The 21818-nt window shown below is 65.9% G+C and carries 22 protein-coding genes; 7 read left to right on the top strand and 15 right to left on the bottom strand.

What is annotated here, in order from left to right; genetic code table 11:
- Positions 1-642 precede the first annotated feature (642 nt).
- Positions 643-3735, top strand: a complete 3093-nt coding sequence (locus OG326_RS22945; protein WP_327139163.1) for an MMPL/RND family transporter — start codon at positions 643-645, stop codon at positions 3733-3735.
- 108 nt (positions 3736-3843) lie between these two features.
- Here OG326_RS22945 and OG326_RS22940 read toward each other — a convergent pair whose 3' ends face one another.
- Positions 3844-4038 (bottom strand): ferredoxin, encoded by a 195-nt coding sequence (locus tag OG326_RS22940; protein ID WP_327139162.1) that lies wholly within the window; start codon positions 4036-4038, stop codon positions 3844-3846.
- A 30-nt stretch (positions 4039-4068) separates the two neighbouring features.
- On the bottom strand, positions 4069-5289 hold the full coding sequence (locus OG326_RS22935) for a cytochrome P450 (RefSeq protein ID WP_327139161.1): 1221 nt from the start codon (positions 5287-5289) through the stop codon (positions 4069-4071).
- 109 nt (positions 5290-5398) lie between these two features.
- Between OG326_RS22935 and OG326_RS22930 the strand changes: the two genes are divergently transcribed.
- Positions 5399-6025 carry a TetR/AcrR family transcriptional regulator gene (locus OG326_RS22930; protein ID WP_327139160.1) on the top strand — a complete coding sequence of 209 codons (627 nt, stop codon included), beginning with the start codon at positions 5399-5401 and terminating at the stop codon, positions 6023-6025.
- Positions 6022-6651: a histone deacetylase gene (locus OG326_RS22925; RefSeq protein WP_327139159.1), complete on the top strand. Its 630-nt coding sequence runs from the start codon at positions 6022-6024 to the stop codon at positions 6649-6651. The genes OG326_RS22930 and OG326_RS22925 overlap by 4 nt, the downstream gene beginning before the upstream one ends.
- On the opposite strand, the gene OG326_RS22920 is transcribed toward OG326_RS22925, so the two are convergent.
- The gene (locus tag OG326_RS22920; RefSeq protein ID WP_327139158.1) at positions 6648-7427 is read right to left on the bottom strand and encodes an alpha/beta fold hydrolase; all 780 of its coding nucleotides are present in this window, start codon (positions 7425-7427) and stop codon (positions 6648-6650) included. The two genes, OG326_RS22925 and OG326_RS22920, sit on opposite strands and share 4 nt — an antisense overlap.
- Positions 7428-7617: 190 nt before the next feature.
- Between OG326_RS22920 and OG326_RS22915 the strand changes: the two genes are divergently transcribed.
- Entirely contained in the window at positions 7618-7863 is a 246-nt protein-coding gene (locus OG326_RS22915; protein ID WP_327139157.1) for a hypothetical protein, read from the top strand.
- Positions 7864-7903: 40 nt separating this feature from the next.
- On the opposite strand, the gene OG326_RS22910 is transcribed toward OG326_RS22915, so the two are convergent.
- The 7 genes from OG326_RS22910 to OG326_RS22880 all read right to left on the bottom strand — a co-directional run bounded on the left by OG326_RS22910 (position 7904) and on the right by OG326_RS22880 (position 13833).
- Positions 7904-8137: a DUF5915 domain-containing protein gene (locus OG326_RS22910; protein ID WP_327139156.1), complete on the bottom strand. Its 234-nt coding sequence runs from the start codon at positions 8135-8137 to the stop codon at positions 7904-7906.
- Between the two features lie 117 nt (positions 8138-8254).
- Positions 8255-8572, bottom strand: coding sequence for a hypothetical protein (locus OG326_RS22905; RefSeq protein ID WP_327139155.1), 318 nt, complete (start codon positions 8570-8572; stop codon positions 8255-8257).
- Positions 8573-8811: 239 nt separating this feature from the next.
- Complete coding sequence (locus OG326_RS22900; protein ID WP_327139154.1) at positions 8812-9513, bottom strand: hypothetical protein; 702 nt, start codon at positions 9511-9513, stop codon at positions 8812-8814.
- Between the two features lie 141 nt (positions 9514-9654).
- Entirely contained in the window at positions 9655-10176 is a 522-nt protein-coding gene (locus tag OG326_RS22895) for a DinB family protein (RefSeq protein ID WP_327139153.1), read from the bottom strand.
- Between the two features lie 289 nt (positions 10177-10465).
- Positions 10466-10867: a hypothetical protein gene (locus OG326_RS22890; protein WP_327139152.1), complete on the bottom strand. Its 402-nt coding sequence runs from the start codon at positions 10865-10867 to the stop codon at positions 10466-10468.
- Between the two features lie 34 nt (positions 10868-10901).
- On the bottom strand, positions 10902-12365 hold the full coding sequence (locus OG326_RS22885) for a DUF1254 domain-containing protein (RefSeq protein WP_327139151.1): 1464 nt from the start codon (positions 12363-12365) through the stop codon (positions 10902-10904).
- 34 nt (positions 12366-12399) lie between these two features.
- On the bottom strand, positions 12400-13833 hold the full coding sequence (locus OG326_RS22880) for a DUF1254 domain-containing protein (protein ID WP_327139150.1): 1434 nt from the start codon (positions 13831-13833) through the stop codon (positions 12400-12402).
- Between the two features lie 181 nt (positions 13834-14014).
- Here OG326_RS22880 and OG326_RS22875 point away from each other — a divergent pair, with 181 nt between their 5' ends.
- Entirely contained in the window at positions 14015-15388 is a 1374-nt protein-coding gene (locus tag OG326_RS22875) for a DUF1214 domain-containing protein (RefSeq protein ID WP_327139149.1), read from the top strand.
- A 9-nt stretch (positions 15389-15397) separates the two neighbouring features.
- On the opposite strand, the gene OG326_RS22870 is transcribed toward OG326_RS22875, so the two are convergent.
- The 3 genes from OG326_RS22870 to OG326_RS22860 form a co-directional block, all read right to left on the bottom strand.
- On the bottom strand, positions 15398-15535 hold the full coding sequence (locus OG326_RS22870) for a hypothetical protein (protein ID WP_327139148.1): 138 nt from the start codon (positions 15533-15535) through the stop codon (positions 15398-15400).
- Positions 15536-15596: 61 nt separating this feature from the next.
- The gene (locus OG326_RS22865; protein WP_327139147.1) at positions 15597-16841 is read right to left on the bottom strand and encodes an epoxide hydrolase family protein; all 1245 of its coding nucleotides are present in this window, start codon (positions 16839-16841) and stop codon (positions 15597-15599) included.
- 40 nt (positions 16842-16881) lie between these two features.
- Entirely contained in the window at positions 16882-17430 is a 549-nt protein-coding gene (locus tag OG326_RS22860) for a helix-turn-helix domain-containing protein (protein WP_327139146.1), read from the bottom strand.
- Positions 17431-17516: 86 nt separating this feature from the next.
- Here OG326_RS22860 and OG326_RS22855 point away from each other — a divergent pair, with 86 nt between their 5' ends.
- Together OG326_RS22855 and OG326_RS22850 are read left to right on the top strand one after the other, a co-directional pair.
- Positions 17517-18797, top strand: a complete 1281-nt coding sequence (locus tag OG326_RS22855) for a serine hydrolase (protein ID WP_327139145.1) — start codon at positions 17517-17519, stop codon at positions 18795-18797.
- A 61-nt stretch (positions 18798-18858) separates the two neighbouring features.
- Positions 18859-20115, top strand: a complete 1257-nt coding sequence (locus OG326_RS22850; protein ID WP_327139144.1) for a site-specific integrase — start codon at positions 18859-18861, stop codon at positions 20113-20115.
- Between the two features lie 19 nt (positions 20116-20134).
- Here OG326_RS22850 and OG326_RS22845 read toward each other — a convergent pair whose 3' ends face one another.
- Positions 20135-20707, bottom strand: coding sequence for a dihydrofolate reductase family protein (locus OG326_RS22845; RefSeq protein ID WP_327139143.1), 573 nt, complete (start codon positions 20705-20707; stop codon positions 20135-20137).
- 78 nt (positions 20708-20785) lie between these two features.
- Entirely contained in the window at positions 20786-21802 is a 1017-nt protein-coding gene (locus tag OG326_RS22840) for an NADPH:quinone oxidoreductase family protein (RefSeq protein WP_327139142.1), read from the bottom strand.
- Between the last annotated feature and the right edge of the window lie 16 nt (positions 21803-21818).

Below are 21818 nucleotides of genomic sequence, written 5' to 3'. Positions count from 1 at the left end.
GATTACCGGATGATCAATGGTTTCGGTAATAGCATTGCGGGACTGCACGTCTCGAATCCGCGCGTCGTTTCGATTCGAAATAGACGGCGGGAAAATGGAATTGGATTCACCGCAACCGGGTCGACATCATCGTCATAGCGAGCCACATTGCCCACGGCGCATCAAATGCCTCAATACCGTTGTCCCCCAGCAATCTCTGGTAGTTACTGAAGGTAACAGGTACCGAAGAGATTACATCTGGAGCGCGCATCCATGCCTCGTGAAGTGACGAGCGCCACTCGACCGAGAGGATAGCCCATGCGGTGCCCGGAACACTCGATGTGGCCGGGACCGGCGTAGATCGCAGTTGCCGACCTCGGGGAGCTGGATCGCGAGAGACGTTACCGCCGAGTACGTTTCGAGGCCTTCCTCTCCGGCCGAGGCGGTTCCAGACGGCCTCTCCGGACACCCGAACCTCGCCCCGACTCCGCGTCCGAGCGGGTCGGATTCCCTGCCGGTGGCGAGCCGTGCGCGATACCGGTGATACCAAGCCCGCACGCGCCGAACACCTTTCGGACAATGCAGCCGCGATTGCCTTCGTATCGGAATTCTCGGCACCTATGCCTATGATCCTCGCAACGATGTGACGATAGGGGCTTCTGGATGCAGGCCGACCGACTCGACAAACTCGGTGCACTGGTGCGGCGATTCCGGTACGTAGTGGTGGCGATCTGGCTGCTGTCGGCCGGAATTCTGAATCTCGCTGTACCGCAGCTGGAATCGACGGTTTTCGACAACTCCACGCCGATGATTCCGCAGGACACGCCTGCCTCTCGAATGCTGATCGAGATGGGTAAGCAGTTCGGGGAATCGAGCAGTTCGGGGATTGCCTACCTGATGCTGACGGGCGCCGAGCCGCTCGATGCGACCGACCGCGCCTACTGCGACAAGATCGTGGCCGCGCTGACGGCCGATCACGAGCACGTCGATTCGGTCATGGATCTGTGGGCGTCGCCCGCCACCGCCGGATCGGTTGTCAGCGCGGACAAGAAGTCCGTGTACACACAGATCCGCCTGGTCGGCGATACCGGAACCACCCAGGCCACTCGATCGATCGCCGCGGTGCGCGCCGCGGTGGCGGCGGTCCCGCGACCGCCGGGCCTGCAAGCCGATATCACCGGTCCCGGACCGACATTCGCCGATGAGCTCGACGGCATCCACCATGCGCTGGCCATTATCACGCTGATGACCGTCGTCCTGATCTCGCTGCTGCTCATGGCGACCTACAGATCGCTGTCCACCGTTTTCGTCGCGCTGCTCACCATCGGGCTGGCGCTGGCGACCGCGCGGCCGGTGGTCTCCCTGTTCGGCGCCCACGGACTGCCGACATCGATCTTCTCGGTGGCGCTGCTGTCGGCGATGATCCTCGGCGCGAGTACCGACTATGCGATCTTCCTGATCAGTCGGTACCACGAGGGACGGCGCGAAGCGCTGTCCCCGCTCGAGGCGTATCGGGGCGCGTACCGGCGGATTACGCCGATCATCCTCGCCTCCGGTCTCATCGTGGTCCTGACTTGCGCCACAATGACTTTCACCCGCATCGGAGTGTTCCGCACCATCGGCATCCCGTGTGCGATCGGTGTGCTGATCACGGTGGCCGCGGCGATCACGCTCACGCCGGCGCTGTTGATGATCGCCGCCGATTGGGGTCTCGCCGAACCCTCCGCGCGCCCGACCGCGAATTACTGGCAACGTATGGCGGCCGCGGTCACCGGTCATCCCGTCCGCATGCTGGCTGCCTCGCTGGCCGTGACCGCCGCCCTCGCGGCGGTGCTGCCCACACTCGTCATCAGCTACGACGAGCGCGCGACGCAGCCCTCCGACACCCCCAGCAATCGCGGATACGCCGCTGCCGCAGCGCATTTCCCCGCCAATGAACTGCTGCCGATCTATGTGCTGATCCGCTCCGATCACGATATGCGCACCGCACGTGACTATGCCGCGATCGAAACACTCTCCACCGAGATCACCCGGCTGCCCGGAGTCGCTGCCGTCCGGTCGATTTCGCGACCGCTGGGCGTTCCCATCCCGGAGGCCGCGGTCGACAAGCAGATCGGGACGGTGAGCACTCAGCTCGGTGCGGCCGCCACGCAGCTCTCGGCCGCTCGGCCCGATGTGCAGCGATTGTCCAGCGGTGTGGCGCAGCTGAACGACGGGGCTCAGGCGCTGGCCGCCGGAATGGGCAGTCTCACCAGCGGTTCCGCGCAGGCCGGGCAGGGCGCCTCCCAGCTCGTCGACGGCTCGCACACGCTCGCCAATGGCATCGACCAATTAGCCGGTGGCGCAGTACAACTCAGCTCCGGGGCGCAGCGCCTGCAAACGGGCAGTGCCGATCTCGCCGATCGGGTGGATCTCGCACTGGCCCCGGTGCAGGGGCCGCTGTCCGCCATCGACGGATTACGGGCGCTGGTGTCGGCCGATCCGCAATGCGCGGCCACGCCGATGTGCGCCACCGCCCAGGCCGCACTGTCGGCCTTCGACAGCAGTTCGACCGGCAATGCCGTGAGCGAGCTGGCGCAGCTGCGGGCGGGTGTGCACGCGCTGTCGGACGGCCAGGCGCAGCTGGCGACCGGTATCGCCCAGTTGGTTACCGGTCTGCAAACGGCGCAGGCGGGATCGACCGCACTGGTCGACGGGCAGACTCGGTTGCAGCAGGGAATCGGTGCGCTCGGATCCGGTATCGGACAGGCGAAGACCGGCGCCGACGGACTGGCCGCCGGCACCGGTCAGCTGCACGACGGTGTCACGCAGGTGGCGCAGGTGTACGACCAGCTACCGGCCGGGCTCGATCAAGCCGTCGGCTTCCTGAACGGCTTGGCGCAGAACCCGACCATCGCGCCGGCGGCGGGCGGATTCAACCTCCCCGACCTCGCGATGACGAACAAGGATCTGACCACCGCCACCAAAATCTATCTCTCTCCGGACGGGCATTCCGCGCGAATGATGGTGTTCGGCAAGGCAAATGCCTTCAGCGCTGAGGGTCTGGCACTGACGCAGCAGGTCGCCGATGCCGCGCGGGCGGCGGCCGGCCGCACCTCACTGACCGGCGCGACCTTCGAGACCGGCGGCATGTCGCAGGCCTATGTCGACTTGCGCGCCATGGCCTTCCGGGATCTCGTCACCATTATCGCGGCGGCGTCGATACTGATCCTGCTGGTGCTGGCGGTGACGCTGCGCAGTCTGATCGCGCCCCTGTACGTTTTCGGCACAGTGCTGCTGTCGTATCTCGCCGCGCTCGGGCTCAGTGTGCTGCTGTGGCAACACATTCTGGGCAAACCGCTGCACTGGGCGGTGCCGTCGATGGCTTTCATCGCCCTGACGGCCGTCGGCGCCGACTACAATCTGCTGCTGATGTCCCGGGTACGCGATGAGTTGCGGGCCGCGCCCGATGCGGGCCTGCGCGCGGCCGTCGCACGGGCACTCAGCCGAACGGGGGGCGTAATCACCACGGCGGGAATTGTTTTCGCTATCACCATGTTCGCGCTGATGTTCTCCGACATCACGAATATCGCCCAGATCGGCTTCACCATCGCGACCGGGCTGCTGCTCGACACGCTCGTGGTGCGCACGGTCATGATCCCGGCGATGGCCGTGCTGGTCGGGCGATGGAACTGGTGGCCGAGCAGGTTGTCGCGGACGCCCGCCGAGCCGCGATCCACCGAGCGCGTACCGCAACCCGATGCTGCACTGACGTGAGACCACCGGCCGCCGCAATCTCGGAAGACTCTGCGGCTGCCGCGGTTTCGCCGATCTACCGGCTAGACCGGCGACAGCGCTGCGGTGTGACGACCCTCGGTTGTCCGGCTATTCGGTGAATGCGATGGCGCCGGAGGGGCAAATGTTGAGCGCCTCCCGGACGGCGGGCTCAGTCATGTTGTCCGGGTGAGCATCTCGGACTATGACGAGGCCCTCATCGTCGTCCTGATCGAAGACCGCGGGAGCGGTCAGTGCGCACAGGCCCGCGCCGATGCAGATATTCCGGTCGGCAGTCACTCGCATGCGTACTCCTTTCGAATCGCAGGCATACGGTCACCAGGTGACCGGGAGTTCGTTGACGCCCTGGATCGTGGTGCCGGGTCGCAGCGTCAGTTGGTCCAGCGGAACCGCCAGCCGCAGAGTCGGAATGCGATCGAACAGCGCCGCGAGGATGACCTCGAGTTCCAGGCGGGCCAGGTTCTGGCCGAGGCACTGGTGCACGCCGTAGCCGAACGCGATGTGGTGGCGGGCCGAGCGGTGGACATCGAAGGTATCCGGCTCCGCGAAGACCGCACCATCGCGATTGGCGATGGAATTGCTGACGAGCACGCCGTCACCGGCCTCGATCACCTGGCCGTCGATCTCTATGTCGGCCTTCGCGATTCGGCCGGTCGCGATGTCGGCGATGGCGAGATAGCGCAGCAGTTCCTCGACCGCGCCCGGGATGAGAGCGGGATCGGCGCGCAGGGCGGCGTGCTGCTCCGGATGCTCGAGCAGGGTGATCACCGATAGTGAGGTCATCGATGCCGTTGTCTCGTGGCCGGCGACGAGCAGCAGGACCGCGGTCGCGACCAGTTCCTCGCGATCGATCTCGCCGTGGGCCAGCTGGTCGGCGACGAGGCTGCCCAGCAGACCGGGACGAGGCGTGGTCTGCACCGCGGTGATGAGCCCGTCCAGATAGGCCGAGAGCGCATCGCGCGCGGCGGTCGCATCGGCTGCGGTTGTCGCCTGCAACAGCTGTCGGCTCGCATCCTGGAAGATCTCGTGATCCTCGTACGGCACACCGAGCAGGCGGCAGATCACCAGAGACGGGACCGGCAAGGCGAACTGGCTGACCAGATCGGCCGGAGGACCGGCGGCGAGCATGTCATCGATGCAGCCGTGCACGATCTGCTCGATATCGGACCGCATGCCCTTGACCCGTTTGACGGTGAACTCGCTGATCAGCATCCGCCGCTTGGGGCCGTGCTCGGGTGGGTCGAGACTGATGAAACCCGGTGTGCGGTCCCGGAAGCTGAGCACGCGCGCCGAGGTGGCGGGGAAATCGAGGTGGGTCCGGTCCGAGGACAGGCGGGGGTCGGCCAGCAGTCTCCGCGCCGCGTCGTGCTTGGTGACCACCCAGGCCGTGCGCCCGTCGTAGAGAGTCACCTTCCGCAGCGAGCCTTCGTCGTCGCGGAGCCGGAAGTACTGGGCGGGTAGCTGATACGGACAGGTGCGGTCGCTCGGAAAGGCGGGGGCATCCTGGGCCTGAAATGGCACAACAGTCTCTGTCATAGGTTCCCTCAAGATCATAAGATACTATCGGTACTCTATTTCTCACGGTAAAGCCTCTACTGAGGGAACGCAACGTTCTCTCGACCCGTCCGCAGGAGTCCCGCCGGCAGTGAACCTCGAGCAATCCGTCGAGACGACCCTCGACCATCGCAAAGGACCGCGCCGCCGTGGCGCGGAACTCGAGCGCGCCATTCTCATGGCCACGCTGGAGGAATTGGCCGAGCGGGGATACTCCGCGCTGACCATGGAACGGGTCGCGATCAGGGCGCGCACCAGCAAGGCTGTCCTGTATCGCCGCTGGTCCGGGCGCGCCGAGCTGGTTATGGACGCCTACAAGGGGATTGGCATCGCCGATGCCGATGTCCCCGATACCGGCGCGCTGCGCACGGATGTGATCTCCCTGCTGCGCCAGATTTCCGCGAAGATGACCACACCGTTCGGTGGCCTCCTGCGTGGACTCATCGCCGAGATGAACCGTGAGCCCGAATTCGGGCGGCTCATCAGGGAACGGGTGCACGGCGCCGGGCCCGCGACGATTCGAATGCTGCTGCAGCGTGCTGTGGAACGCGGTGAGGTCGAGCGCTCGACTCTGGATTCCCGGCGGGCCATGGTCGCAATCGACCTGCTGCGCAACGAGTTCCTGATGTTCGGGGCGCCGATCGATGACGCGGTCATCATCGATATCGTCGATCAGGTGTATCTGCCGCTGGTGCTACGCCCCGATCGGCCTCGATGACGCACGTCTGGTACTGCGCGTACGGCTCCAACCTGCTCGCCCGCAGGCTGGCGTACTACGCCGAGGGCGGCACTCCCCCGGGCACGACGCACACCTATCCCGGATTCCGTGACCGCACACCACCTTTGAAGACCACTCCCCTCACTCTGCCCGGGACTGTCTACTTCGCCTGGCAGAGTCTCGTCTGGCCCGGGGGCGTGGCCTTCTATACCGATCGGCCAGAACCCGGCTGGCCGCGGGGCGCCGCGGGGCGCGGGTACCTGCTGACTCGGCAGCAGTTCAGCGATCTGCTCACTCAGGAGATGCACCGGATTCCTGGCCGGACAACCGATTTCGATATCGACGCAGTGCTGGACTCCGGCCGTGTGCAGTTCGGGCCGGGTCGGTACGAGACCGTTGTCCATGTCGGCGATCTCGACGGTTTTCCCGTCCTGACCTTTACGTCACCCTGGGATCCTGCGACCGTCGTGCTTCGGAAGCCCTCCGCGCGCTATCTCGGGATGCTGGCCGAGGGTCTGCGGGAGTCGCATGGATGGGAGCGCGCCCGAATTGTCGACTACCTGTCCGAACTACCTGGCGTTCAGGGGAATTGGGAACTTGCGGAGCTGTACGGGCTCGCGGGCTAGTGGAAGAACTCGCGGAGCGCAGTCGCTACCGGAGCGAAATCATCGGGACTGTGGGTCAGCCCGGCCAGCAGCGTGAATCGTGAATCCGGCAGGGCCGCATCGAGTTTCTCCATGCTTTCCTGCCCGTAACCATCACTGGCGGAGCCCGCCAGCAGCAGTGCCGGTGTGGCCGTGGCAGACCAGCGGTTCAGGTCCGGATCCATTACGGCGAGGCATTCGAGGTCGGCGATCAACCCGGGCGCGCGGGCGGCCATGGCCGCTCCCAGCGCGCGCAGGATGCTTTCCGGGGCAGGCGGATCGAGGATGGCCCGGAAGAATTCGACCACCGCATCGGCTGGGTGGTTGTCGGCGACGAGCTCGCGGGCTCGGTCCAGTGTCGTTCGCAGCGGGCCGCCCGCGAACGCCAAGGGTGCCTCGTACAGCGCGAACCGCCGGATATTCGGAATGCCCGCGGCGAGCGCCTCCAGGGTGACCAGGCCCCCGGCGGAGTGCCCGAAGACAAAACTCGGACCGTCCTGACGTTCGAGCACAGCAGCAAGGTCCTCGACGTGCCGGGCGAAAACACTTGGCCGCGTGCCATTTCCACTCGGCGCGTAGTCCCGCCGACCGACCACCACCACCCGATATTCGGCGGCGAGCAGCTCGGCCAGCGGCAGATACAACTCCGTGGTGACCAGCGCGCCGTGCAGAACCACCAGCGGCGGCCCATCACCGAGCGTATGGAAGACGATACGAGTGCCGTCGGCCGAGACGACACTGTCGGTTGTTGTCCACATGACCCCATCCTGCACGCCATCCCTCCCACCGCGCTTGCACACACCTTGCGCCGCCCAACAGCCAATGCGGAGCTACCGGTCAGGCAGCGACCACCAACCGGAACCCCATCGCAGGCCCCCGAAATTCGCGGCATTCCTCAGAGGCGGCCCCCTCCTAGAGTGCTACGCAGCATCACTCCGAGGAGGAACAATGAAATCGATTCCGCCACCGAAACTCCCCCACATCCTGGCCGCCTGCCTGATCTCCGGCGCACTAGCCGCCGGCACCGCCCAGGCCGCACCCGTCACCCCCACCCCAGCCCCCCTCACCACCATCGCCGATTCCGGCTCAGCGTCAACAGGTTCGATCAATTCCGGCGAACTGTCCACCCTACGAGTGATCCTGCTGTGCGGCCTCGGCCTCATGTCCGGCCAATCCTGCAACCTGATGCCTTAACCCCTTTCGTCGAATGCAGGGCGAGCCGCGTTGCTGGATCTCAGCTCGTTCTGTCGATGTGGATGAGGAGGTCGGTGGATCCGGCCGTTCCGCAGTAGCCGTCGTCGAGTTCCGAAACGAGGAAGATCTCCTCCGCCAGGGTTTCGTCGGCAATCAACGCCTGGTGTTGCAATACCGCTGTCCGCACCTCAGTGCTACTCGCGATGGTCACGATGATGCTGTCGGAGATATAGAGTCCGGCGTCTCGGCGCGCGCTGGATGACGCGGATGACATCGCGGGCGATTCCCTCGACGGCTAGTGCGGGTGGATCGACGGCACTCTTATTGCAGGGCACAGTGTTTCAGAACAGGGCGTCGTGGAACGGAGCGGCTTGGAGCCCGTCGGCAGCGGTCACACTGTGTTCTTCCGCGCCTGGCGGGCGTCGACACACCACCAGAGCGCGCCGGCGATCATCAACCCGCACGACAGCACCGGAACCAAGGCGGCATATCTGAAGTGGGCTTCGACGAAATAGTGTCTGTGGGAGTCAGTGTCGATGAGTTCTGGGGATGCGGTCCATATCAGGGTGAACGCGATCGCGTAGACGAACAAGGACCCGAAGGACTCGAGGCACGCCAGCACCAGCACCACCCCGAGCCTCGCGGGGGTCTGGACTCTTTCGAACAGCAAACCTGCCGCCGCCAGCAGCACCACCGATCCCGCGATCAACAACCCGACTCCAGGGGCGCCGAGTTGTTGCGACGACTCCATCAATGTGTAGTCGGAATTGAGACCGGGGTAGTGCACCAGCGGGAGGTATGGGCCGAAAAGCGTTCCCAGGCTGCCCAGTCCCAGTATCAGTCGACCTACACGACGCCCAAATGTCGCGTAGTGAGGACCTGAGGACAATGGCGGTACGACCGCAGACTCATCAGCTGTTGACACAGTGGGCGAGTCTGCCAGGTCACCTACGAACTGAATCGCGATGTGTCCCAGGGGCGCGTCGCTGGCTGCTCTTCCAAGTCATCCGGATCGATGTTTTCGAAGATGTATCGATAGGACCGTGCGAGGAAGTCGTAGAGCAGGTCGTCATCCTCGATCGAAACACCGGTCAGGTCGAAGAAGTCGACTGTGGTCATCCATCGTGATTCCAGCAGATGTGCATACTGGGCTCTGGCGTTGACCGGGAATTCCGGATTCAGCTCCAGGAATCGCGGGACCGAAAGCTGTTCTCTCACAGTCTTCGACCATGTGGATGGGACGTCGGCGTCCATCATTCCGAGGAGCTCTTCGAGTTCTTCCGCCGCCGGGACGATATCTGCGACGACAGGAATGGGTTCGCTGTCAGGGGGCGGCTTTCGGGTCGGAAAGCCCGCGAGTGCGGGGCCCCAAGTCCGTAACCACCAGCTTCTGCCACGCGGGACGATCAGCAGAGGCACCGTCAGAATCATCACCGCGAGCATGACCTGACCGAGCAGATCCGCTAATACCGCTGGTACCACGATCGGGATGCAGACCGCCAGCACCACCACCGACAACACAACCAAAAACCACTGCCCCCGTTGGCATCCGACGACTATTCCGATCGATGCGACCACGCCGACCAGAAGTGCCGCGATGGTGAAGAGCTGGCCGATCCAGGTTTCCCGCCAGTTCGTTTGTGCAGCCACGTGATTGAGTCTCCCGCCATCCTCACCGGACCGAGGTTCTCTCCGGCGCTGTCTCGCAATCGTTTCGGGGCGCAGGGGCTGCCGCAAGAGGGGGCATCTCCTGGCGGGCAGAGGCTCTCGGCGGGTCGGCGGGGATCTCGGCTAGGAGTGTTCTGGACCGTGGATGCCCGGCGGGGCGGGGTGGTTGATCTGCTCGGCGAGGATGTCACCGTGGCCGGCGTGACGGGCGAAGTCCTCGAGTGCGAGCAAGTAGATGAAACGGAGGCTGACGTCCCCGATACGGGGGTGCGTCTTGATGTCGTCGAGGTCGAATTGGGCGGCGATCGCACGGGAACGTGCACTGGCGGTTTCGAATTCGGCGATCACGTCGGCCACGGTCTCAGTGTCGTCGACGACGAAACTGGCGTCGCCCGGCGTCGTGCCGCCGCCGCATTCACTCTCGGGTATTCCGGCCAAGACGTGCTGGAACCAGATTCGCTCAGCGACCGCGGCGTGCTTGAGCAAGCCGATCGGTGTGGTCAGCGACGCGACGAGGCGGCGGTGGGCATCGTGTTCGGACAGGCCGCGCACCGTAGCGATCAGTTCGGCTCGGTTGCGGTCGAGCATGGACTCGAGCAGACGACGCTCTGCACCGGTGGTGATTTGCGGTATCGACCATGTCATCGTGGCTCACATCTATCGGCTTGTCGCCGACAACCACCGTCGTTCGTGTCGGCCCGTCATGCGAACGCCTCCCCCGAAGGCTCGCTCTCCCAGGTGAGCATATGGGAGTCCGAAGAGCATGCGGCGCAGAGGGTCACGCGGGCATTGTCATGGTGTGACCGGGAAGGCGCCGCCGATTTGGATGCCCAGCCAGATCGGGACCCAGATCGGTGCGGTGAGGGCGATGATCGGGGAAAGTAGGATCGCGCCGAGGATCAGCATGGTGTTTCCTTATCCGAAGGGGTGCTGCTCACGGGATGTTTGCGGTAGCGGGATCGGCGGTGGCTGCGGGGCCCGCCTGCAGTTGCTCCAGCCAGAGGATGGGCAGGTATTGGCCCACACAGTCCGCGACCACCTGCGCTCCCGGGGCGAACCTGGCGTAGGCCGGTGGCGTTGCGAAATCCGCGGTCCCCTCGGTGGCCCCGGTCGGCGAGGACCACGAGGCCGGCGGGTAGTCGACCACCGGCGGCAGGCCGCGCACGATGGGCGGATCGATGCCGTAGAGGGTGCACTTCCACCACTCCCCGGGCGATGACTCCACCTTGATGACGCCATCGGGTTCCGGGGTGAAGATCGGCTGCGCCGCAGCGGGTCCCGCACAGACGGCCGCGACGAGGGCCGCCCCGGCTGTCACGAATACTGGGCGCAACATGATGTTCCCCTTCTCGATCCGCCGCATCGCGACCTCAGCTGACTTTCTGCAGGGCGGGCGGTTGCCAGGTGCCGTCGACGGCCGTCTTGTCCGGTGCGTACAGCCGCAGCGTCAGCGAGAACGGGCCCGCCGCCGGAATCGGCAGCCAATTGCCCACGGGCACAGTCGAACCCGGGTCGGCATTCTGGACGGCGATATCCACCGATCCGTCGGGATTCTTCACCACCGGAATCTGGTGACCGACCGCGAAGATATTCGCCGGATTGTCGATCAGGAAGCTGTCCGCGTCATAGGCGGTCAACGACCAGAACGCGCCCACCGGAGGCAACTGACCCTCGGGGAAGTGCAACCGGTATCGAATCGGCGTGCCATTGTCGTCGGCCTTGGTGAAGGTGGTGGGGTACAGCGCATCCTGCGGCAGGTTCGCTCCCAATCCGTGCGCCGCGATGTAGGCGCGGTTGATGTAGTCGGTGCCGTAGGTGCCGGTATTCGTGCCGAACGTCCAGCCGTTCTCGTTCTTGGAGCTCGGATCGTGGTATGCGGCAATGGATTTCTGAGCCGCGGTCGCGGCATTGTTCAGCACGTCGGCCGAGACCTTGTCGGTGGCGCCGCCCGGTGTGAGCCCGATCTTGGCGAACCGGGCCATGGCCGGAGCATCGGCCGCTGCGGGCGGATTGTCGACCATCAGCGCGCTCAATGTGGCGAAGAAGGCGGGTCCGTCCATATCCGCCACCTGTTTGGAGGGCTGCACCGACTTGTCCGCCGGGCTGGGGGCGGGAAGATTATCGCGATCGCCGGACTGCCACTGGCTCAAGGGAACCAGCTTCATCTGATTCTGGATGGCCTGCACCGCCGCGATATCGTCCTGACCGTTGACCTGCACGCGGCCCAGTAGCCAAGCCGTGTCGGTGGGCACCGGCAGCGGTGTGATGTCATCGGGCAGGGTGCCGTGCCAGCCGGGGCCGGTAATCGCATAGGTGAACGGACCGGACTTCGCGCCGGACTTCAGTTTCGGATCCAGACTGCTCGGATCGTGCCGGGTATTGCTCCACGCGTCCATGAATTGCATGAGCCAGTACCGGCCGCTGTCCATCTGCGGAATCTGGATCACCATCGGCTCGTTCTTCACATCCAGCCAGGCCTGCGAATACAGCGTGTCGAGGTTCAACCGCACCACCGAACGGTCCGCGGCGGTCGGCAGCGCGTCGGCGTGGTCGAAGTGATTGGCCGGCAACGCCGCTGCGCGCGTCGCGTCCATCAGCACCAGTGGGTATCCGAAGACATACGCGTCGGTCGCGATCGCGGCCGGATCATCGGAGACGGTGGTGGTGGAGGTCGAGGAGCTATTGTCCGAGGAGGAATCGCTGCTGCACGCGACCAGGCCGAAGCTCGCCGCCACGGTCACCGACAGTAGTGCGGCGAGTGCTCCGCGTCGCGGCCACTGCCGTCCGGGTGCGACCGCCCGGTCCTGCTTCGTATCGAATGAACCGAATGTCATCAACGATCCCTTCTGTCGAGGTGCCCTGCCGGTGTCAGGAAATCGGGTGCAGATCACCGGGTTTCCAGGTCTGGTCGAAAAACTCCGCGCCGGGCCCGTACAGACGCAAGATGACGAAATAGCCCTTGCCGGGCACGGTGGCCAGCCAGTTGGTGTCATCCGCACCGGCGGGCTTGTCGGGCCCGAAGTAGATGTCATGGGAGCCATCGGGATTCGCGGTCGGCTTGTCCATCGTGTTGATGGACGGGAATCGCTGGCCGTTGTCGAGTCCGGAGGCGGTAACGCTGTCGTAGATCGCCACCGACCAGAACAGGGCCGCCGGAATATCGGGCGGCAGCCGCAGCGAATAGGAGCGGCCGCCCGCGAGCGGATCGCCGTTGACGTCCTTCATCGTCGCGGGGTACTTGGCGCCCTTTCCGACCAGGTCGACGACCATGCCGGGCGAATCGGAGTAGGCGGCGGCGAAGAATGCGGTGCGCTGCTCGAGATTGGTGAACGTTGCGCTGGACTGGAATTCAGTGTTCTGTCCCGCGAAGGTGTTGACCCACGGCTGATCCGGGAAGTACGTGCCGCCGGGTTCCAGGGGAAGCAGGCTGGTCACCGTCACCTTCGAGATTTTGAAGGCCGTGCGGGCCGCCTTGTCCAGCAGTGCACGATCGGCGGGGTCCGGGGCGAAGGTGCGCCCCTTCTCGATGCCCAGGGTGTGCAGGAATCCGCGCATGTCCAGGTCGTACGGGTCGACCGCTTCGTTCTGGATGAATCTGTCGAGGAGCTCGAAATATGTTCCGTCACTGGGGAACAGCATGTTGCACGCAACGCCCGAGGCCCGGGGGAACTGCATCGCCGCCGCGCCGGCGCGTGCGCCGAGCGGGTAGACGACGGTCTGTTCGATGCGGCCCACCGCGTCGGACAGGTCCGACGGATCGGCGAAGAAGGCGCGCCAGAACAGGAACACATTATTGGTCCGAGATCGGTAGACGTAGCCGTCCGCCGGTTCCGGGCCGTCGTAGCCGGGCGGCAGCAGCACGTAGGTGCCGCCCTTGCCCGCGTCCGGTCCGGCCAGGCCCACATCACCGCGCCAGAGCTGCCCGTCGATGGTCGGACCGGCGATGGGGCGCTGCCAGAAATCGTCGAACATGCCCTGCACGCCGGCCGGCGCCTCGACCACCAGCGGGCCGTGCAGACCGAGGTCCAGATAGCCCATCGCGTAGACGACGTCGAAATTGGGAGTGGTCACCAGGGTCTTGGCATCGATCCGGTCCTGCCAGATGGGCAGTACGTGATAGCCGCTGCCGAAGGTGGCCTCCGACCCCTCCTTCATCGCCCAGATATTGATGGCCGGCAGCGACCACAGGTAGCTCTGCACGGCACGCTGGAAGACCAGTTCGTCACGCAGTAGCCGCACCGTCTCTGCGGTCGGGAATCCGCCGTCGAATCCGGCCTCCGCGAGCTCGTCGTAATGACCCATGCACCAGCCCCCTCTCTACAGTCAGCCGCCACAGCTAACGTTAGGCAACCATTCTGGAGACTACGACGCATCACCCATTTCGGATGAAACAGGCGGCCGATATCACCCGATGCGGATGATCCGGAAGCAGCGCCGGATTCGGCAGTCTGAGGTGGACGAACGGATACGAAGGGAGCTCCACGTGTCTGAATCGTTGCCCGGACCACTGCCCGGCACCCGCCTGACCGAGGACTACGTGCGGTCGCTGGGACGCCTGGCCTACCTCTGGGGATGGCCGCTGGTGAATATGCACAACAGGCATGCGGTGTTCTCCCAGCTACCCGAGCCCGGTCTGATCGACGGGGTGGTGCCCGGAGCGCCACCCGGCAGACTGTGCATGCTCTCGGACTACATCTCGCCCAAGCAGAAGCATGTGGCCTGCCCGAATCAGGATGTGGTCTACGGCGCGGGCATCCTCGCGGCCGAACTGGGCCCGTCGGTGATTCAGGTACCGGATTTCGGCGAACGGTTCTGGGTGTACCAGGGCGTGGATCAGCGCACCGAATCATTCCTGCGACTGGGCGCCATGTACGGCACGAAGCCGGGGTTCTACCTGCTCGCTCCCGCGGGATGGGAAGGGCGGACGCCGAAAGGCATCGAGGGGGTCTTCACCTTCGACACCCGCGTCGCCATCGTCCTGCCGCGCGTATTCCTGGACGACACCGACGAGGACCGGGAGGCGATCCAGCCGATCCTGCAGCAGATCGTCATGTACCCGCTGGCCGACTACACCGGCGAGACACAGCACCGCGATTGGAAGGCTGTGCCGCACTTCCCCGGCGACGGGGGCTCCGGTGAATCCGAAACCCAATTCGTCGTGCCGGACAAGTACTTCGACGAATTGCCCGCCATTCTGAACGAGGTTCCCGCACGCGCGGGCGAAGCGGCCCTGCACGCCTGGTTCGCCTCCCTGACGGACGCGGCCGCCACCGACGCCGGTACCGCGAATCTCTTGCGCGACACCGCGAAAGACGCCGACGCCACCCTCGTCACCGAGCTGTTCCAGTTCCGCAATATCGGGCTGCCCAGCACCCATCACTGGAGAACTCAGCGCAATGGTGCGTCCTTCGGCACCGATTACCTCTCGCGCACCGCGATGGACAAGGCCAATATCTTCGTCAACAGCCCGAACGAAACCGCGTACTTCTACCAGGACCTCGACGAAACAGGCGCCCGCCTCCACGGCGCGAACGCCTACGCCGTGACCTTCCCCGCCGGCGGCCTGCCTCCCGTCCGTGGTTTCTGGTCCCTCACCCTCTACAACATCCACCACTTCTTCCACCCGAACGACCTGGGCCGCTACTCCCTCGGCACCAAGAACAACAATCTGCACTACGCCGACGACGGCTCCCTCACCCTGATCGCTGCTGCGAGCCCCCCGGAAGATGCCGCACTGCAATCGAATTGGCTTCCCGCACCCAACGCCGAGTTCTCCCTGTACCTGCGCGCCTACTGGCCCGATCAATCGGTTCTCGACGGGACATGGACCCCGCCGGCGGTGCGCCGCCTGCCCTGACAGCGCCCATCACGCGAATTCCGCCGCGGAGCCGAAGACGACGTGGTCACTGCTCGTGACGGCGAGAACGGATGCCATCGCGGCGGCGGACCCGCTCAGGGCGGTGTCGTAGTAGAAAGTACCGGCGGCACCCTCGCCCAGGGACACCCCAGGGGTCGATACCGACACACTGCGGGCAGGTGATGATGCTGTGCGACTTGCCGTTTCGTCAGCGCCGCTCGCGGAAGGTGCGCCGGAGGTCGGCGATCCATTCGTCCGGGATCTCCCAGGGGATGAAGTGGCCGCCGTGTTCGTGGGCGGTGAGGTTGACGTGGTTGTACCAGTCGGCGCGGTCGGTGGTGAGGAAGTGGGAGACGCGGTCGGCGGTGGTGACGCCGGGTGGGTTTTCGTGGGCGACGAAGGTGATGCCGGTGGGGGCTTCTATTGCCGGGCGCCGGTCGTGAGACGGGGTCCAGGGGTAGCGGTTGTGGTTGGCGTAGATGCGGATCGAGGTGCTGATGGAATTGGTGACCCAGTAGATGGTGGCGTGGGTGAGGAGTTCGTCTCGGCTGAAGACGGTTTCGATATCGCCGTGGTTGTCGCTCCAGGTGGTCCAGCGCTCGAGGATCCAGGACAGCATGCCGGCCGGGGAGTCGGAGAGGCCGTGGGCGAGGGTGCTGGGGGCGAGCATCTGGGCGGACAGGTGGACGGCGAAGCGCTTCTCCAGCTCCAGGATTCGGGCGTGCACGTCGGCGGGCAGGCCTTCGGGGAGGGGGCGGCCGCCGGTGATGTCCCAGGCCCGGTCGCCGTTGAACAGGTCCAGGCGCTGGCCCGAGCCGATGTGGATGCCGTAGAGCTCGTCGGCGTATTTGTGGCCGAGCTGGCCGGTGACCAGCGCGCCGACATCGCATCCCGCGGCGGCGTATTTGGCGTGGCCCAGCACCTCGGTCATGAGGGTGTGCCAGATATCGGCGACCTTCCAGAAGTTCAGGTCGGGGCGATCGGGGACGGGCGTGGAGAAGCCGAAACCGGGGAAGGACGGGACGATCACGTCGAAGGCGTCGGCCGGATCACCGCCGTGTGCGCCCGGATCCGCCAGCGCGTCCACGACATTCGACCAGTGCCAGAACGTCCAGGGCCAGCCGTGCGTGAGGATCAGCGGGATCGGATGCGGTCCGACACCGGGCTTGCGCATGAAATGCACCGGCACACCGTCGATATCGACCCGGTAGTGCTCGTAGGCGTTGATGGCGGATTCGGCGGTGCGCCAGTCGAACTCGGTGCGCCAGTACTCGACGAGCTGCTGCAGATACGCCTTGGGCACGCCGTAACTGCCGTCCGAATTGCCCGCATCATCGGACCAGCGGGTCAGCGCCAGCCGCTGCTGAAGATCCTCCAGCACGCTGTCGGGCACATGAATCGGCTGCTGCAGCAGGGGAAACGAACGATTTTCCGAGGTGACTTCGATGTGCAAACTCGTCTCCTGAGTGGCCGGGACTATTCGCCACCCGACACTACTGCTGTGTACCCGGTGCGTCATCGCCGAGCAGCAGGACTGTCGCCAGGACTCGGCGTCTGCGACCGGGCTTCGGTCCGTTGGCCGCTCGCGGCGCGAGGACCCTCCTCAGATCCGTGAGCAGTTCACCGTATTCGGCGTCATCGAGCCACATGCCTCCCAGCTGATAGGTGACCCTGTCCCGGAGCAGGTCCACATCGCCGCGCTGGAAGTAGCGGTCCGCATCGGCCATCAGCCCCGCGACAAACGCCATGAACGCCTGCCGGTGCTCATCCGCGCTCATCGCCGCGGCCGCATCCGGGCCGATCGATGCCGCCACGAGACGTAGAACGTAGGTGCGCTCCACGGTTCCGCGGATCTTCCGTTCGGCCACCACCTGCAGCACCTGCGCCTGCACCAGGCGCGCGACGTGGCGGTACAGGCTGGCCGGCGGGATATCCGAGAGCTCCTCACGCAGCTGGGATGTGGTCAGCGCACGGTCGCCCAGGAACGTCTGCACAATGCGCAGGCGCACCGGGTGCAGCAGCAGATCCACCGAATCATTCACGCTCCCAACACTACTCGAATGATATCGATTATGATAATAGTATTGATATCGATAGTGATAATGTTCGACCGGCCGAAGGTGGGGAAATGTCCGAGAAGCGTGCACCCGAGCGAACGGCCGCAGCGGCTTTGGAGTGGGTGCTGGAGGCGACAACTCGTGTGCCGTTGCCGGACAGTGAGATCGGCGACCGGGTAGCTCCCGCTCTGCTGGATGCGGCCGGGGGCTCGGACGGATTCAATGCCGCGATCGCCGGCCTCGGCCGGCCGGAGGTCAGCGAGATCCGCAGCTCCCGACCGGACACGATCTCGGTCACGATCACCGGTGAGGCGGCCGGGCTGCTGGTCGTGCACGTCGATGCCGAAGGTCGCATCGACACCGCACGGCTCATTCCCGCGGCGGCGGACAGACCGGCGCCGATCTCCTGGGGCGAGATCGATACGCGCCTGGCCGAATTGGGCGGGCGGGTGTCCTTCGCCGCGGCGCGGATCGATGCCGACGGACAGCCGCGCGTAATCCACAGCCTGCACGCCGATACCGCGCGCCCGCTCGGGTCGGGATTCAAGCTGTACGTGCTGGCGGCGCTCGCCCACGCCACCGCCACCGGCACTGCCGGGTGGCAGGAGATGCTGGCGATCCGCGAGGAGTGGAAGAGTCTCCCCTCCGGCACGCTGCAGCTGCGCCCGGCCGGTGAAAGGCTGACCCTGGCCACCTATGCCGACCACATGATGTCGATCAGCGACAACACCGCCACCGACCATCTGATCCATCACCTGGGCCGCCACAACGTGCACCGGCAACTGGCGGCGCTCGGCCACCACAACCCCGACCTGAACACACCGTTCCTCACCACCAAGGCGCTCTTCCAGTGCAAGGTGCCCGACGACGCCGACCACGCACCGCGGTATCTCGCGGCCCCACAGGACCAACGGCTCGGCGTGGTCGAGGAGCTGGAACTGCTGGCACTGCCCGATCCGGCCGGCTCCTCGTGGACCCGGCCGCCGCAGCCCCGCTATATCGACGAGATCGAATGGTTCGCAACACCAGCCGATATCTGCCGCGCCTACGCCGGGCTGCTGCGGTTCGATCAGCCCGAGATCGACCACGCCTTGACGCGCGATGACCAGGGCCTCGATCTGGACAGTGCGCGATTCCCGACGGTGTGGTCCAAACCCGGCAGCGAACCCGGCGTGCTGACCCTGAACTATCTGGCTCGCACCACGGACAACCAGTCACTGGTGACCAGTTTGATGGTTTCCGACCCCGTCACCGCTTTCGACGATGTGATGGCCGGTTTCGAAGGCCTGGCAATAGTTCGGGGCACATTCCAGCTACTGGATTCCATGACAGCGGACGCCTCCTGCTCATGAACATCCACGACTGGTTCCTGTTGCGTGCGTACCGAGTGCGCGGTGCCGTAGGGTCGGGCGCATGTCCGGTCGCAGTGCAGCGCAGCCCACCGAACAGCCCGCCGACACCCTGCCCGAGGACACCCTGCACGGCGCCGTGATCGCGGTGCCCGAGGCGGTGCGCACCGAACTGCGGCGCGGCGTGCGCAGTGTGCTGGTGGATTCCGCGGCGCTGCACCTGGTTCGGGAACGGTTCGACGATCAGCAGGCCGGATCGCTGCGCCGCTATCTCGAGGCGTCCCAGTCCGCGAATACGCTGCGCGCGTATCGGACCGACTGGATCGCCTGGGCCGCCTGGTGTCTGGCCGAAGGGCGGCAGGCGCTGCCCGCGGACGCCCTGGACGTGGCGGTCTACCTGGCCGCCGCTGCCGACGCGCGGCGGCCGAACGGCGAATGGGCCTTCAGCGCAGGCACTCTCGAACGCAAGTCCGCCGCGCTGGCGGCGGTGCACGCCGCCAACGGCCTCCCGTCCCCCACCCGCGCCGATGTGGTCCGGCTGACGCTGCGCGGTATCCGCCGCACCCGCCGCACCCTGCCCAAGCGCAAACGACCCGTACTGCTGCACACCCTCGACCAGCTGCTGGCCGAGCTGCCGGCGCCGGGCTGGCCCACCGAACCCGCGCGCCGCCGCGACACCCTGCTGCTGCTGGTCGGTTTCGCAGGAGCCCTGCGCCGCAGTGAGATCGCCGGATTGTGCATCACCGATGTCCGCGTCGACACCGATCACGCCAGCGGTGAACCGCTGCTGCTCATCCACCTTCCCACCACCAAAACCGATCCGACCGGTGTCAACGAGCAGCGGGTGGTCCTGCCCCGAGGTCAACGCCCGCACACCTGCCCCGTCTGCGCCTTCGCCGACTGGATTCGCCTGCGCGAGGCCCACTTCGCCGATAACGACCTGCGGGCCTGGGTCACCGGCCACCCGTCCTCCGACACCCATATCCACCGCTGCCACGGTTTCACCGGGACCACCCTCACCGATCCGGCAGTTCCGTTGTTCCCCACCATCTCTCGCCACGGCGGGCTGGCCGACTCCCCCATGTCCGGGCGAGCCGTCGCCGAACTCGTGAAACGCTATGCGGCCCGGGCGGGCCTGGACCCCGACCTCTTCTCCGGCCACTCCCTGCGCGCCGGTTTCGCCACCCAGGCCGCTCTGGGGGGCGCCAGCGATCGCGAGATCATGCGCCAGGGCCGGTGGTCCAATCCCCGCACCGTGCACGGCTACATCCGCACCGCAAATCCCTTGGAGGACAACGCCGTTACCAAACTCGGCCTCTGAGGCGCAGTGTGCGCGAAACCTACTCCGCCTCGCGGACGACGCGGTAGCGCAGGTAGGTGACCTTCGAGTCGAAGACATGGGAATCGATGAGTTCGAGGCTCACCTGGCGTTCGTCGTGCGGGAAGAACGGGATGCCGCCACCGACGAGCACCGGGTGCAGGCGCACGCGGTACTCGTCGATCAGGCCGGCCGCGGCGGCTTCGGCCGCCAGGGTCGCGCCGCCGATGGCGATCTCGCCGTCACCGGGTTCGGCCCGCAACCGGGCGATCTCCTCGGCCACGGTGCCGGTGGCGAGACGGGCATTGCCCTGCACGGACGTCAGCGTCGTGGAGAACACCACTTTCGGGAGCGGGTTCCACAGTGCGGCCCACTCCTTTTCCGCATCGTCGAGCGTCTGGGTGGTTTCGGCGGTCTCCCAGTAGAGCATCGTTTCGTAGAGGCGGCGGCCGAGGAGGTGGACGCCCACCCCGCGGACTTCGTCGATATGGGATCGGAAGACATCCGGGTCGGGGACCGACCATCCGAAGCCTCCATCGGGGCCGACGATGAAGCCGTCGGCCGAAGCATTCATCGAATAGGTGACGCTGCGCATCGGCACTCCTCGGTGGTAGGGGTCGATGGTAAGACTGCCCGGCGGCCCGGAATTCATCGCGACACGGCATTTCGGGATCTAGCGCCAGGGATCGAGGGCGTGCTTGCCGCTGGTCCGGCCGGTCTCGAGCTGCCGCAGCACCTCCGGCCCCTCGGCCAGGGCGTGAACCTGAGGAGCTCCGGGCGCATACACGCCCTCGGCGATGAGTGATTCGAGCTCGACCAGTAGCGACTGGTAGAGACCCGGCGCGGCGACCGCCAGCGCACTGATGTGCAGGCCCTTGATCTGGACGCGGTGGCGGAAGATGAGATCGCGGGTGGTCAGGGTGGCGTGGCCCGATGCGGCACCGAATACCACGATCCTTCCGGTGACCGGAGTGGTCACCGACAGACTGGTCTCGAAGGTGGCCTGGCCCACCGATTCCAGGACCAGGTCGACCCCACCGGTCAGCCGGAGGATCTCCGCGGCGAGATCGGGGCGCGTACTGTCCAGGACCTCGTCGGCGCCGAGCGCTCGGACAGTGGCGTGCTTGGCCGGTGACGCCGTGGCGATCACCCGGGCGCCGTAGTGGCGGGCGAGGCGGACGGCGGCCTGGCCCACACCTCCGGCTGCCGCGTACACCAGCACCACCTCACCGGTCTTGATCTCGCCCAGCGGTTTCAGCGCGGCCAGCGCCGTTGCCCAGTTCAGCACCAGGCCGAGCGCCTGGGCATCGCTCCAGCCGGCGGGCACGGGGAGCACACCGGCGGCGGGCATGAGCATGTACTGCGCGAAAGCGCCCGAACCGGTTCCGACAATGTGGGTGCCGACCGGAAGCGGCGTCTCGATACCCGGACCGGCAGCCACGATCTCGCCCGCGGCTTCGAACCCGGCGACATAGGGCGCCTGCGGTCCCCCGTCATAGGTTCCATGGGTCTGCATGACATCCGCGAAGTTGACCCCGGCGGCGACCACGCGGACGAGGTATTCGCCGGGCCCCGGGGTGGGACACGGCCGGTCGGTCGTGAGGGTCAGATCCTTCGGTCCCTGGTGTGTCTGCTGGACCAGCGCACGTACTGTCTGGCCCGGATTGTGCTGCGGCTCATTGATTCCCATGTGGCGAACGTAAAAC

The organism is Nocardia sp. NBC_01327, assembly GCF_035958815.1.
Taxonomy (GTDB): domain Bacteria; phylum Actinomycetota; class Actinomycetes; order Mycobacteriales; family Mycobacteriaceae; genus Nocardia.
Note: the sequence above shows the minus strand (reverse complement) of the source record. Positions and strands in the feature narration are given on the sequence as shown.

Coding starts and splice junctions, on each gene's coding strand:
- OG326_RS22880 (WP_327139150.1), bottom strand. CDS start 13,833: ATGGGTCATTACGACGAGCTCGCGGAGGCCGGATTCGACGGCGGATTC.
- OG326_RS22895 (WP_327139153.1), bottom strand. CDS start 10,176: ATGACATGGTCGATACCGCAAATCACCACCGGTGCAGAGCGTCGTCTG.
- OG326_RS22910 (WP_327139156.1), bottom strand. CDS start 8,137: ATGTCATCCGCGTCATCCAGCGCGCGCCGAGACGCCGGACTCTATATC.
- OG326_RS22855 (WP_327139145.1), top strand. CDS start 17,517: ATGTCCGAGAAGCGTGCACCCGAGCGAACGGCCGCAGCGGCTTTGGAG.
- OG326_RS22840 (WP_327139142.1), bottom strand. CDS start 21,802: ATGGGAATCAATGAGCCGCAGCACAATCCGGGCCAGACAGTACGTGCG.
- OG326_RS22925 (WP_327139159.1), top strand. CDS start 6,022: ATGACGCACGTCTGGTACTGCGCGTACGGCTCCAACCTGCTCGCCCGC.
- OG326_RS22845 (WP_327139143.1), bottom strand. CDS start 20,707: ATGCGCAGCGTCACCTATTCGATGAATGCTTCGGCCGACGGCTTCATC.
- OG326_RS22940 (WP_327139162.1), bottom strand. CDS start 4,038: ATGCGAGTGACTGCCGACCGGAATATCTGCATCGGCGCGGGCCTGTGC.
- OG326_RS22850 (WP_327139144.1), top strand. CDS start 18,859: ATGTCCGGTCGCAGTGCAGCGCAGCCCACCGAACAGCCCGCCGACACC.
- OG326_RS22945 (WP_327139163.1), top strand. CDS start 643: ATGCAGGCCGACCGACTCGACAAACTCGGTGCACTGGTGCGGCGATTC.
- OG326_RS22935 (WP_327139161.1), bottom strand. CDS start 5,289: ATGACAGAGACTGTTGTGCCATTTCAGGCCCAGGATGCCCCCGCCTTT.
- OG326_RS22915 (WP_327139157.1), top strand. CDS start 7,618: ATGAAATCGATTCCGCCACCGAAACTCCCCCACATCCTGGCCGCCTGC.
- OG326_RS22885 (WP_327139151.1), bottom strand. CDS start 12,365: ATGACATTCGGTTCATTCGATACGAAGCAGGACCGGGCGGTCGCACCC.
- OG326_RS22890 (WP_327139152.1), bottom strand. CDS start 10,867: ATGTTGCGCCCAGTATTCGTGACAGCCGGGGCGGCCCTCGTCGCGGCC.
- OG326_RS22920 (WP_327139158.1), bottom strand. CDS start 7,427: ATGTGGACAACAACCGACAGTGTCGTCTCGGCCGACGGCACTCGTATC.